This window comes from Candidatus Oscillochloris fontis (genome assembly GCF_004138135.1).
Lineage (GTDB): Bacteria > Chloroflexota > Chloroflexia > Chloroflexales > Chloroflexaceae > Oscillochloris > Oscillochloris fontis.
The window spans coordinates 1-13503 of the sequence record NZ_RYFD01000073.1 but is presented as its reverse complement, the minus strand read 5'-3'; the positions used below and the strand labels follow the sequence as shown (position 1 = coordinate 13503).

At 59.5% G+C, this 13503-nt stretch carries 9 protein-coding genes; 4 read left to right on the top strand and 5 right to left on the bottom strand.

Features of this window, described 5'->3' with window-relative positions; all coding sequences use genetic code 11:
- Positions 1-67 precede the first annotated feature (67 nt).
- Complete coding sequence (locus EKD03_RS17230; RefSeq protein WP_129633544.1) at positions 68-1207, bottom strand: MGDG synthase family glycosyltransferase; 1140 nt, start codon at positions 1205-1207, stop codon at positions 68-70.
- A 157-nt stretch (positions 1208-1364) separates the two neighbouring features.
- Here EKD03_RS17230 and EKD03_RS17225 point away from each other — a divergent pair, with 157 nt between their 5' ends.
- Positions 1365-2648, top strand: coding sequence for a S41 family peptidase (locus EKD03_RS17225; RefSeq protein ID WP_129633542.1), 1284 nt, complete (start codon positions 1365-1367; stop codon positions 2646-2648).
- Between the two features lie 268 nt (positions 2649-2916).
- Here EKD03_RS17225 and EKD03_RS17220 read toward each other — a convergent pair whose 3' ends face one another.
- A complete protein-coding gene (locus EKD03_RS17220) occupies positions 2917-4392 on the bottom strand; it encodes a phytoene desaturase (protein ID WP_129633540.1) in 1476 nt (491 codons plus the stop codon).
- Between the two features lie 462 nt (positions 4393-4854).
- Between EKD03_RS17220 and EKD03_RS17215 the strand changes: the two genes are divergently transcribed.
- Complete coding sequence (locus tag EKD03_RS17215) at positions 4855-5622, top strand: hydroxypyruvate isomerase family protein (RefSeq protein ID WP_174842895.1); 768 nt, start codon at positions 4855-4857, stop codon at positions 5620-5622.
- Between the two features lie 81 nt (positions 5623-5703).
- On the opposite strand, the gene EKD03_RS17210 is transcribed toward EKD03_RS17215, so the two are convergent.
- The 3 genes from EKD03_RS17210 to EKD03_RS17200 form a co-directional block, all read right to left on the bottom strand.
- Positions 5704-6855 carry an MFS transporter gene (locus tag EKD03_RS17210; protein WP_129633536.1) on the bottom strand — a complete coding sequence of 384 codons (1152 nt, stop codon included), beginning with the start codon at positions 6853-6855 and terminating at the stop codon, positions 5704-5706.
- A gap of 100 nt (positions 6856-6955) precedes the next feature.
- Positions 6956-8380: an LCP family protein gene (locus EKD03_RS17205; protein WP_238613568.1), complete on the bottom strand. Its 1425-nt coding sequence runs from the start codon at positions 8378-8380 to the stop codon at positions 6956-6958.
- Complete coding sequence (locus EKD03_RS17200) at positions 8362-9138, bottom strand: SpoIIE family protein phosphatase (protein ID WP_129633534.1); 777 nt, start codon at positions 9136-9138, stop codon at positions 8362-8364. Before EKD03_RS17200 ends, EKD03_RS17205 begins: the two co-directional genes overlap by 19 nt.
- Positions 9139-9303: 165 nt before the next feature.
- On the opposite strand from EKD03_RS17200, the gene EKD03_RS17195 reads away from it, so the two are divergent.
- Positions 9304-10212: a methylenetetrahydrofolate reductase gene (locus tag EKD03_RS17195; RefSeq protein ID WP_174842894.1), complete on the top strand. Its 909-nt coding sequence runs from the start codon at positions 9304-9306 to the stop codon at positions 10210-10212.
- 4 nt (positions 10213-10216) lie between these two features.
- A complete protein-coding gene (locus tag EKD03_RS17190; RefSeq protein WP_129633532.1) occupies positions 10217-13312 on the top strand; it encodes an AAA family ATPase in 3096 nt (1031 codons plus the stop codon).
- Positions 13313-13503 lie beyond the last annotated feature (191 nt).

Genomic DNA, 13503 nt, shown 5'->3' with positions numbered 1-13503 from the left:
ATGACCACCACCGGTGTCGGAGATTGCAAAGAGGACATCAACCGGACTGTTGCTCACCACTGTCTCCTCACATATGCCGTCGGTTTTGCAGATCTGCCACTACCCGCTCGGCAATCTCGATGGCAGCACGGGGATGGGCGGCTGCGGATGCACTGCTACGCATATCCGCCAGGAGGTGGGGTTTGCTGAGCACCATCGCCACCGCTGCCGGTACCGATTCGCACATGCGCAACTGAAGGCCAGCACCACTACTCACCACAAAATCGGCATTCCATTCCTCATGGCCCAGGATCGGATCGATCACCACCAACGGCACACCCCGCGCCAAAACCTCACTCACGATCAGGCCACCTGCCTTCGTCACCACGAGATCGCTGGCAACAATCAGATCATCAACATAGTCAATATATCCATAGATCTTGAGATTGATCCGTGGGGTAGATTGCAGATCGTTCAGCACCTCGCGCAATTCACTATTACGCCCCGCAACCACCACTAACGTTGCCGTGAGCGGGCCACGCAAAAAGCCCTGCACGATCACCCGGATGTGGTCGGTGTCAACCCCACCGCCAAAGATGGTGATCACCTGGCCTTCGGCTGGCAGATCGCACTGTTGCCGCGCCACTTGACGATCCTTGGCTTCCGCCGCGATCAGATCAATCGGGATACCACTTACACTTATCTGTGAAGCGGCTACCCCGCGCGCAATCAGTTGCTCGCGGGTCTGCTCATCACCAACAAAATAGCCATCTATCTCGGTGTAGGTCCAGAAGGTATGCGCAGCATAGTCGGTAATCACACAATAGACCGGCTGGGTCAGCATGGCACTGCGCTTAAAGCGCACCAACAGTTCCATGGGCAAGAAGTGCGTACAGATGATCACTTCGGGGGCGAAGCTGCGTAACAGTTCCTTTAGTCCACTCGTACCGATACTCTCAACCACCTTACGGATGTTGTTGGTAATCTCAGCGAGGTTGGGGTCGGCATTACTCTGGTTATAGAAATAGCCCCATACCAATGGAGCATGGTCGGTGAGTTCGAGGTAGGAACGGGCATAGGCGAGGCGAAAGAGGCGTGGTGTGTGATCAAGCACATCTTCAACCCGTACCTCACCTGGTTGACGCCGCTGAAAGGCATCTGCGAGTGCCTCAGCGGCCCGACGGTGGCCCGTACCCACCGAAGCATGAAGGATCAGGACTCGTGGCATGGTGATACCTTGAGTGTTGCGGCTGCCTGCGCCGCAGGGCCTCTGTCACTAGGATCATCCTACCACAGTTTTATCGCCCTCTCATCTGTGAGGGCACAGCGAGTGCTATACTGCTATCGTTATACTGTGGATCGTTCTGATTACCAAGAGTGAGCGTATGGCTGCTCCGCGACATGATCTCTCCCCACTTACCATTGCTCGTTGGCGTGTTCCGCTCTGGCTTGTGAGCTTGTTGCTTGTGGTTGCCGTAGCAACCGGGGTTTTGGTTGGCATTCTCGGCAACAATCTCTTGAGTAAAGACGGCACTTGCCCTGAATCACCGGCGGTGTGTGCCGAGTTTACCGCCTTCTGGGATGCATGGCGGCTCACCCGCGCTAACTTTGTTGATGCGGAGGCGATTGATACCCAGTTGATGATTGATGGCGCGATCAATGGGATGCTCGATACGCTCGGCGACCAGGGCCACACGCGCTATATGGGTGCGGAGCAGGCGACCGAGTGGGATGAGGCATTACGCGGTTCGTTCGAGGGTATCGGAGCCTATATTGATGTCCGTGACGGCCAGACGATCATCGTCAACCCCATCCCCGGCTCGCCCGCCGAAGCCGCCGGGCTGCTCCCTGGTGATGCGATCCTCGCCGTGGATGGCGATCCGACCACCGGCTGGAGTGTAGATCAACTCGCCAGCCGCGTGCGCGGCCCGGCGGGTTCGCAGGTGACGCTGCGCATTCGCCATGCCGATACAACCGAGGTGATCGAAGTCACGATCACGCGCGCCAAGGTGGTGGTGCCGAGTGTCAGTTGGCGGATGCTTCCCGACCAGATCGCGCTGATCCGTCTGACCGCGTTTGATGGCAATTCGGGGTCGCAGATGCGTGAGGCCATCCAGGCGGCGCGTGATGCCGGGGCCAAAGCGATGATCCTCGATCTGCGCAACAACTCCGGTGGCCTGCTGAACGAGATGGTCAGCATTGCCAGCCAGTTCCTCCCCGAAGGCACCACCGTGCTGCTCGAAGAGGATCGTGCTGGCAAGCGCGAACCGACGCGCACCGTGGCGGGTGGCGTGGCGCTCGATCTGCCGCTGGTGGTGCTGATCAACCGCAACTCAGCCAGTTCTGCCGAGATCCTGGCCGGAGCCATTCAGGATGCCGAGCGTGCCTCGTTGATTGGCGAAACCACCTTTGGTACTGGCACAGTGCTCTCCTCCTACCGCATTATCGGCGGCGGGCGGCTGCTCTTGGGCACCAAACAGTGGCTCACCCCCTCCGGCCAACTCATTCGTGGCCAGGGCATCAACCCCGATGAGGAGGTGGTGCTGCCGAGCAATACGCTACCGCTCTCACCCACCGACGCAGCCGCATTGAGTATCGAGCAACTCCTCGCCGCTGAAGATACCCAAATGGCGCGTGCCGTCGAATTGATGGTGCAGGCGATACCGTAGAGACGCAACATATTGCGTGTATCGGTAGAGACGCAACATATTGCGTCTCTTCCCCTACGCAACATATTGCGTCCCTACCCCTACGCAACATATTGCGTCCCTACCCCTACGCAACATATTGCGTCCCTACCCCTACGCAACATATTGCGTCCCTACCCCTACGCAACATATTGCGTCCCTACCCCTACGCAACATATTGCGTCTCTTCCCCTACGCAACATATTGCGTCCCTACCCCTACGCAACATATTGCGTCTCTACCCCGACCCCTACGCCGGTCCGATCAGGTTCTGCGCAATCACCGCCGACCCCAACACGCCCGGTACGCCCGCGCCGGGATGCGTGCCTGCACCCACAAAATAGAGGTTGGCGAACTCCTCCGACTGGTTGTGCGGGCGGAACCATGCCGATTGGGTCAGCAGTGGCTGGGATGCGAACGAGGCGCCCATGTAGGCATTCTGCTTGCGTGCAAAGTGCATCGGGTCTACCATCTTCTCGACCACAATATGCTTGCTCAGATCGGGCATGTAGCGATCCTCAAGGAACTCGATGATCGCGTTGCGGTAGGGCTTAGCCTCCTTCGTCCAATCAATCCCCGCCTTCAAGTTGGGTACCGGCGAGAGTACATAGAACGACTCACACCCCTCCGGTGCGAAGGAGCGATCTTCTACCGAGGGCATATAGAGGTAGAGCGAGAAGTCATCGGCCAACTTCTGCTTGTAGAAGATGTCGGCCAACAAGCTCTTGTAGCGCTCACCAAAGATGATGTTGTGGCGGATCAAGCGCCCATCGTTGTAGCGCCGGTTGGTGCCGATGTAGAGTACCACGAGCGACATGCTGTACTTGGTGCGCTGCAACTTGCGGTCGGTATAGTGCCGTCGGTGCATCGGGTTGATCAAGTAGTGGTAGGTGTAGGCCACATCGGCGTTCGAGATAACAATATCGGCACGCCGCACCTGATCATCCGCGAGGCGAATCCCCGTCACCTTCCGCCCTTCAACCATAATCTCCTTCACCGGCGCATTCAGGTGGAGGGTACCACCAATATCGGTGAAGAGCTTGGCCATGGCCTCAATGATTGCCCCGGTGCCACCCACCGCATAGTGGACACCCCACTCGCGCTCAAGGTAGTGAACCATCGCATAGATGGACGAAGCATCGAAGGGGTTACCACCAATAAAGAGCGGGTGGAAGGAGAAGAAGCGCCGGATGTAGTCATCCTTGAGGAACTGGGAGACAAAGCTGTAGGTGCTGATATATGCCTTCAGCTTGATCAGATCGGGCGCAACCTTCAGCATATCGGTGAACTTGAGGAAGGGCTTATCGGTCATGGGGAAGCCCTTCTCAAAGATCGGCTTGGTCTCGGAGATAAAGCGTCGGTAGCCCTCGACATCACGCGGGCTAAAGCGCTGGATCTCGGCCTCAAGTTGATCAACATTCCCCGAATAGTCGAAGTGCCGCCCCTCATGGGTAAAGAGCCGGTAATAGGGTGAACATGGCCGCAGTTCAAAATAGTCCTCGCGCCGTTTCCCGGCGGCCTGCCAAATATCATCGAACATAAACGGGGCCGTGATCACCGTTGGTCCCGCATCAAAGCGAAAGCCATCGCGCTCGATCACATAGGCTTTGCCCCCCGGCTTATCGGCCTTCTCATAAATCTCGACACGATGCCCCATGGCGGCAAGGCGAATAGCGGCGCTCAACCCGCCAAAGCCTGAGCCAACCACAATAATGTGTTTCTGCATGATTGTCTCACTCAGTAAACAGGGAAGATCCCAGTACGCATAATCTACTCTACCATAAATAATGGTGGAAAACCATATACCGCAGGGGTACGGCTAGGGCATGGGCAACGTCTTTGGGGCTGCGCCCCAAATCCTCATGTTTGTTGTTGTTTGGTGGCGAAGCCGCCCCCGCCCCCCACCGAAGGTGACTTTGCCCATGCCCTGAATGATCACAATTGTAACTGTTCACACTTCTCCTAGCTTCCAGTTTTTGACGCAAAGACGCAGAGGCGCAAAGCCTGCAACAAAGCCTTTGCGTCCTTGCGCCTTTGCGTCAATACGAGATTTCCTTTACCCCAAGTGTGAATAGTTACTCACAATTATGCCGCTGACGAAATTGGCGATGTGCGCTACAATAGAGCCTAGTATGCCCCGTGATCGCGGTTGGGGCTCCTGGGGATGATCCGATGGATGAGGTGCGATATGGCGAACCCACCACTGCGCTTCTCGGTTTGTGTTGAGACGATGTTCAAAGAGAAGCCGTTCGAACAGCGCCTGGAATATGTTCATGATCTCGGGTTCCCCGCCTTCGAGTTCTGGACGCGCCAGGGCAAGGATATGAACATTACCCTCGCGCTCAAAATGGCGCTACGCTTAGAGGTAAGTGCCTTTGTTGGCAGTACTGCCTCGTTGGTAGACCCGTCCCAACATCAGCAGTTCTTTGCCGATATGAATCGGGCTGCGGCGCTGGCCTTTGATCTCTCGTGTGCCAATCTGATCATTACGAGCGGATCATGTGTCCCTGGTATGTCCCGCCAGGATCAGCGCGCCAATATGCTTGATGCGCTCCATGCCGCTGCCGAAACCGCCAGTGATGCCGATGTCACCCTGGTGCTCAAGCCGCTCAACCGGCGCGATCATCCCAATACCTTCCTCAGTACCTCTGATGAAGGCGCTGAGATTGTTCGTATGGTCAATAGCCCCCACCTGCGCCTCTGCTATGATCTCTATCACCAGCAGATCACTGAGGGCGATCTCACCCGCCATATCACCGAGAACCTCGATCTGATTGGTCACATCCAAGTTGCTGATGTGCCCGGTCGCCATGAACCCGGTACCGGCGAGATTAACTACGAACACATCTTTGGTCTGCTACGCGAGCTTGGCTATAAGGGCTTTGTGGGTCTCGAATATAACTCATTGGTTGATGATACCGCTAGCCTGCGTGCCGTTCGTGCGATGAGTCAGTAGAGACGCACCATCTTGCGTCTTTTGGAGACGCACCATCTTGCGTCTTCTGGAGACGCAAGATGGTGCGTCTCTACTCCATTTCTACCGCCGCGCCCCCGGCAAGGTGATTGCCAGTGCTGCCGCTGGTATCCCCAACAACGTCACGGCAACCATCACCGTCTGAAGCCCGACCTGATCGGCAAAATGCCCCGCTAACCACGTCCCCAGGGTGCCACTCGCAAAGGTGAAACCGAGGATCAGCCCGGCTGCAAAGCTCTGCTTGACGGGCAAGAGCCGTTGCGCATGCACCACCAACACGCTGTGTTGCCCCCCTACCAAAAATCCGGTCACGATACATGCCGCAAAAATGCCCCAGATCGAGGATGTAAAGAAGCAGGCCAAGCCGGTTGGTACGCTCAGTAAGAGTGGCCAGACGATGGCCGCACGCATCCCAAAGCGATCCGCGAGGTTCCCGGTGACGATCTGCCCAATTGCTCCCGCGCCCATAAAGACGCCCGCCAATAACCCGAACATGGTCGGGTCCCAGCCGCGATCACTGAAGAGTTTGGGTAAAAATGCTTGGTAGACGGCCTGAATCGAGGATCGTACCGCCACCAGAACGATAAAGCTGATGATCAACCAGCGTGCCATCGTGATCACGGTGTTCTTACTGCGGGCACCACTCGCATGGTGAACCATGCCGCGCTGGTGCAACCCGCTTATGATGAGCATCACGGCTGGCGCAAAGGCGAGTAAGGCCATCGGTAATAGCCCCAACCCATAAAAGCGCCCCGTCAAATACCCGGTGGCAAATGGCCCCAAGGCCATGCCAACCTGCCCACCAAAGAAGAAGACTGCGGTTGCGCTGCTCGCCCGATCCGGCTCGGCCAATGCCGCCGATGAGGTGCCCACTGGGTGGAACAGCCCGCTCCCCAATGGGGCTAACAAGAACATGGGTAACAAGAGTGTCCAGTTGGGAGCCAGCGCCACCATGGTGTAGAAGAAGGCCATCCAGCCGACCCCGATTCCGGCCAGCAGCAGCGTCTTGCCCTGGAAGCGATCTGCGATCAGCCCAAAGAGCGGCTGCGAGAGTGACCCAATTAGAAGATAGATCGTCAATGCGGTGGCGATCTGGGCGTTGCTAAGCTCAAATGGTACGGCGAGTACCGCTAATAAGACTGCGCCGGTGCTGTTGAGTACGTCGATCATAAAGTGGCCGCTAACAACGGCCATCAGTTGGCGATTGCGAAACATAAACGAGGCTTTCTGCTGTGTAGGGGCGAAGCATCGCCCGCCATGGAGCGGGGGAACCTGAATGAGGTTGGTGGGCGATGCTTCGCCCCTATACACCCCATCATTCCCGATAATCACTTCCCAGAATGAGCACAATATCGGCTTGGTAGGGAGCCGCTGGGGCATCAGGCGGTGGGCGACGATGCACGTAGCGCTCGTCAAGCTGGAGGAGTGTCGCGAGGCGTTCGAGGGTTTGGGGGTGGTCGCCGTAGTCAATCACCTGGGTCTGGTTGGTTGTCACCAGGGCATCGGTGGCGTCGGCCATCACAAATCCCTGGCTACGCAGCCGTTCGGTGACACGCCCGGCCAATCCGGGGACGCCCGCGCCGTTCTGTACCTGCACCCGCGCAACTTCGGCGCTACCCTCTGGGCCAGCCAGCAACCGCGCTACCAGCAAACTCAGATCGCCGGGGTCCCAGTAGATGTCCGAGCCGATCTCTTGCACCACCGCCACATCACCGGGGTTGATGCTCAGTTGCACAATCCGATCCGCTTCGAGGTGCTGCGCCAGCCCTGCCAGTTCCCGAACCGTGTTGAGATCGCCCAATGGCAAGGTGGTACGCACACTCTGTTCGAGATCCTGCACCAGTTCGGGCAACAGCGCCGCCTGGCTCAAGATGCCACGCGCCCGCACCTCCGCCAAAATGGCGCGCAGAACCTGCTGTTGGCGCCGTGAACGGTCAAAATCGCTCGAACTGTGGCGCGAGCGAGCGTAGCGTAACGCGGTAGCCCCATCCAACACCTGCAACCCGGCTGGCACATAGAGCCGCTCGTAGCCGTAGTCGTCGCTGGGGTAGGCCGGATCAAGCAGCGGGCGCGGGACATCCAGCCGCACCCCGCCCAACGTATCCACAACCCGCTCAAAACCCTGGAAGTCAATCTGCGCGCTGTAGTCCACTTTTAGACCCAAAAAGCCCTCGACCGTCTCGGCGGCCATGGCCCCACCCGCCGCCTCTGGGGCGGTACCTGCCCCATAGAGTTCCTCGGCATGATTGAAGCCATAGGCATACGCGGTGTTGATCTTCTGGAAGCCCAGGTGTGGCACTTGAACGACCGAGTCGCGGGGGATGGAGAGCATCCCCGCCCAGCCCGCCGCCGGATCGACATGCACGAGGATGAGTGTATCGCTCCGTACCCCCTCTTGCATATCGGGGCGGCGATCAACGCCGATCAGCAGGATGTTGAAGGGTGCCTGAAGACTCGCCACGCCACTCCCGCCATTGGCCTCGGCACTTGCCCGCCGGGGATCGTCCTGCTCGATCCGTTGCAGGGTGCCACTTGCCCACGAGGAGCCAATCAGCAGCAGAATAAGCACCAGCACGGCCATCCCAATCGCCAGGGCTGTCAGACGCGGCCCACATCCAAGCCGCCTCAATTGCGGGTGTCGTGCCGCTCGTCGTGCCGCCACCCGCTCGCGGGCGCTGCGTAGGGGCCGGGAATGGGGATCAGATGCCACTCGTACCCTACCTACAGCGGTGCCGGCCATGTGGGTTCCTCAAACGGTGCGCTGACCGAGAGCCGCCGAATGCTGCCCTCCTCTTTGCCGGGAAGCACCGCCAGCACCACAATACTCATATCATCGCACGGCTCACCGCGATCCAACTCCAGCGCTCGTTGCAACAACATCTCGCTCAACTCGTTGGGGCTACGCCCATCCATCACCGGCCATGCCGAGAGGTAGTTCAGCAGTTCAATATCTTCGCCATAACGCTCACCCGCACGCAATAAGCCATCGGTGAAGATGACCACATAGGTGTAGGGGCGCACCTCCAACTCGGTGATGATCGGCTTGATCATCGGCTGGAGGCCAATCGGGGTTGATGGCTCGTTGTGGCTCACCACCCCCTCTGGATCGAGCACAAAGAACGGGGCCGGGTTGTTGCGTGAGATCAGGATCTTGCCGCTCTGAAAATCCACCGAGAGGATATTCAGGGTGGCTGCAACCTGGCCCATACGGTAGGTGTAGAGGTAGTCGTGGACGGCTCGCGCCACCGCACCATCGCGTGCGCCATCCTTCAGCAACGAGATCGCCCGTGTCGCCAGCAGATTACTCAGCGTCTTGGCCCCTCGCCCTGATCCCTGGCCATCCACCAACACAAACGAGAACCCCCCGCCGGGACGCTCAATCGTTTCGAGGGTGTCGCCACTCTCGCCCCCACCGTGGTGAGCAATCTTCGCTACTGCAACGTGAATGTCAAGTATAGATCGCATCGCGCCCATCGGCCCGCTTGTCGGGTCGCTCATAATAGTATCTTCTTCACCTTAAGCATACCACAAATCGTTTGGTGCTACATACAAATCGTTGACAGCCCCCCGCCGCCCCTGCTATACTTCCGCATCAACCACGCTTCTCCCCCGCCCGCCAATACTGCATCCGTCGCAATCCGTGTGTGGCAAGCAGATTCAACCATGATCCACTCAAATCTTCAGCGCCGTTTAGCTGCCGGACAGATCGTTGTTACGGGTGAAATGGCTCCGCCTAAAGGTGGCGATCCCGCTCGGCTGCTGCAGTTGGCCCAGGCCATGCAGGCGAGTGTTGATGCGATCAATCTCACCGATAACCAACGTGGTGTTGCTCGTATGTCTTCGTTGGGTGCCGCTGCCCTCTTGCGTCAGGCCGGTATCGAGCCGATTATGCAGATGACATGCCAGCATCGTAATCGCATCGCACTGCAAGCTGATGCCCTCAGCGCCTCTGCGCTGGGTGTGCGTAATCTCCTCTGTATGACCGGCGATCATCCGCGTATTGGCGATCATCCCCAGGCCAAAAATGTCCTCGATCTCAATTCGTTCCAGCTCATCCGTATGATGCGGAAGTTGCGTGATGAGGCCCGCTTTGATACCGGTGGCCAGTTGAAGGACCCGCCGCAGTTCTTTGTCGGTGGGGTCGCTAATCCGAATGTCGAACGCGCTGCCCGCCTCGAAAAAAAGGTGCAGAGTGGCGCTGAATTCATTCAAACCCAGCTTATCTTCGATGTGGCCCGCTTCCGTACCTGGATGGCTGATGTGCGTGCCGCTGGTCTGCACCAACAGGCCCACATCTTGGCCGGGGTGATGGTGCTGCGCCGTCCCCATTCGGCGCTCTATCTGCGCGACCACCTGCCCGGTACGCTCATGACCGATAGTATTGTGGATCGTATGCAGGCCGCCGAGGACTCGGAGCGCGAGGGGATTACCATCGCCTCCGAGTTGGTGTCGGAGTTGCTGAGTGTTGAGGGTGTCGCCGGGGTTCACATCATGTCCGTGGATTGGACTCGCGCTATTCCCCAAATTGTCGAGCGTGCCGGTTTGCTCCCACGCCCCGATCTGCCAGAGTAACCCTATGATTCCCACCAGCCTCGTTGTCCAAAACTTCATGTGCTACCGCGCCTCCGGCGATCAAGAAGCGGAGTTGCGCCTCGATCTCGATGGCCTGCACGTTGTCTGCCTCTCCGGCCAAAATGGCGCGGGGAAGTCGGCGCTCCTCGATGCGATCACCTGGGCACTCTGGGGCCAAGCGCGCACCCCCGATGATGACCTGATCGCTCAGGGTGAGAGCGAGATGCGCGTCGAACTCACCTTCCAACTCGGTACGCAACACTACCGCGTCGCTCGCCGCCGTCAACGCGGCGGCACCACCGGCAAACGCGGCGGTACGTCGAGCGGCAAGACCTTCCTCGATCTCCAGGTGCAAGATACGACCGGCTGGCGACCGATTGCCGAGACGGGCGTGCGCGAGACCCAGGAGCGGATTGGCGATCTGCTGCGCATGACCTACCAGACCTTCATCAATGCCTCGTTCTTGCTCCAGGGCCGCGCCGATGAGTTCACTTCACGCACGCCCACCGAGCGCAAGCAGGTCTTGGCCGAGATTCTCGATCTGGGTGAGTATCAAACCCTTGAACAGAAGGCCCGCGAACGCGCTCGCGATCTGGATGGCCAACTGCGCGGGCTACGCGGCAAGATCGAGCAACTCGCCGAAAGCGCGGGCAAGGTCGAGACATGGGCCGCGCTGGTGCGTGATGCCGAGGCTCACGCGGCGCAGATGACCGCACAGGTGGCGCAGGCTGAAGCTGCCCAGTCCACTGCCGAGGCGCACCTGCGCGACCTCGAACAGCAGGCTGAACAGCGCAAGTTGCTGCTACGCGAACTCGAAGCTCTGCGCCAGGAACAACTCGCCTACAGCCAAGAATTGGCCGCCCTCCAAACCCGCATCAGCGCTGCTGAGTCGCTGGTGGCACGCCGCACCGAGATTCTGGCTGGGGTCGCCGATCTAGCTGCAGCGCGCAGCGAACTGGTGCGCCTCGACGATCTGCGCGAGCAGTATGATCGCCTCAGCGCCCGCCAGAACGAGCTACGCCAGCAGTTTAGCGAGGCGCGCAACGAGCTGCGCAACCGGCTTGCCAAGCTCGAACAGCAGCAGCAGCAACTCGAAACCCGCACCACGCAGCGCGAGACCCTCTTGCGTGAACAGGAACGCCTCGCGGCGCAATTGCAGGATCTGGCACCCCTGGCACTGGAACGTACCACGCTGACCGAGCAGCGGGCGGTATTGGAGCAGCGCAGCACCCAGATCAGCGACCTGCGCCGCCGCCACGATCAGCTTGAAAATCAGATTCGTATGCGCCACGATGCGCTTCAGGCGACCTGCGAGCAGCAGCAACACAGCCTGCGCATGCTCGATCAGCAACTTGCCCCGCTGGCCGAGTGGCAGACCAAACGTGCCGCCGCGCATGCTGCGCACGAGGAGTTGGCGCAAAAAGAGTCTCTGCTCGCCGATCTGCGCCTTCAGGAAGAGCAAGATGTTGATCTGGTGAGCACGCTACGTGCCGAATGTAGCCGCCTCAAAATCGCCGCCGACAAACTCAAGGCCAACCAGAAGATCCTCGCCGACGCCGGTGGCGCATGCCCGGTCTGTCGCAGTGAGCTAGGTGAAACCGGCATTGCCCACGTCCATGCCCACTACAGCCAGGAGCTAGACGATCTGCGCAGCGCCTACAGCGAGGCCAAACGCCAGGCTGATAGCAGTGATGCGCGCCTCAAACAGACCCGCACCCACGCCAGCCAGATCGAGCAACAGATCGCCAGCCTGCGCCAGCAGGCAGCCCAAGTGGCCACCCTCGAACACCAGATCCACCAAGCCAGCGGCTGGCAAGCCGAGCGCATTCAGGCCGATGCGCTGCTACGCGCAACCCAGGCCGAAATCGCCGCCGCGCAGTTTGAACCTGAAGCCCGCGAGCAACTCGCCGCCACCGCCGCCGAACTCGCCACCTTAGGCGATCCGAGTGCCGAACGCACCCGGATTGATCGCCGTCTGAAAGACCTCGAACGCCAACTACGTGAACGCGATAAAGCCGAAGGGCTACGCCAAGCGCGTCAAGAAGAACTCGCCCGCATCGAGCAAGAACTCGCCGCCTTACCCGCCCTCCTCGACGCAATCAGCGAGCTACGCCGCATGATCGAGCAGAACGACTTCGCCCACGCGATCTACAAGGAAGGGCTTGAAGTGGGGGCCAGCCTCACCGCACTTGGCTACCAACCCACCGCCCACACCGCCATGCGCGAGCAAGTGCGCAGCCTCGAAGCCTGGACACAGGCCGAACAGGAACTACGCCTCGCCGAGCAGCGCCTCGACGCCGACCGCGAACTGGCACTCAAGGCCGAGCAACTGCAACAGAAAGCCGCCGCCGCCGCCGCCCGCGTGCGTGAAGATGACGCACGCCTCGAACTGGCGCTGCGCGCCCTCCCTGCGGCGCAGAGCGAGGCCACCCGCAGCAGCGAGGCACTGCGACGTGCCCGCACGTCGCTTCAGGTTGGCCAGCAAGATCTCGGCGAGAAACAAGCCTACCTCAAACGCGCCCAAGCCGACGCCGAACAACTCGAACGCGAAGAGGCCAATGAACGCGCCATCAGTTTACGCCAAGACCTGTTTGCCGAACTCGGCGAAGCCTTTGGCAAAAAGGGCGTCCAGGCCATGCTGATCGAAAGCGCCATCCCCCAGATCGAAGACGAAGCCAACCGCCTACTCGGTCGCATGACCGATAACCAAATGCACCTCAGCATCGAGATGCAGCGCGACACCAAAAAGGGCGACACCGTCGAAACCCTCGAAATCAAAATCTCCGACGCCCTCGGCACCCGCGTCTACGACGCCTTCAGTGGTGGTGAGGCACTCCGCGCCAACTTCGCGGTACGCATTGCCCTCTCGCGGCTCCTCGCCCGTCGTGCCGGGGCGCGCCTGGAGACCCTCGTCATTGACGAAGGCTTCGGCGTCCTCGATGCCACTGGGCGTGAGCGCATGGTCGAGGCCATCACCGGCGTCCAAGAAGATTTCCGCCGCATCATCGTCATCACCCACATAGACGAACTCAAAGACCGCTTCCCGGCCCAGATCGAAATCACCAAAACGGCCCAAGGATCGCGCTGGGAGTTGCGATGATCTCGTTGTGGTGGTGCGGGGCGGCCAATCCGCCAAAATACCCCAAAAAGATCTCCAGGGAGGGTGGAGATTTGGCGCGTGTAGCGATGCAATATTTTGCGTCGCTACGCCCTCAAACCCCCGTCACAGGCCGAAATTGCGTCCGATTTGACAAGACTGAAAAGATGCTGTATACTCCCAAACGTTGCGAG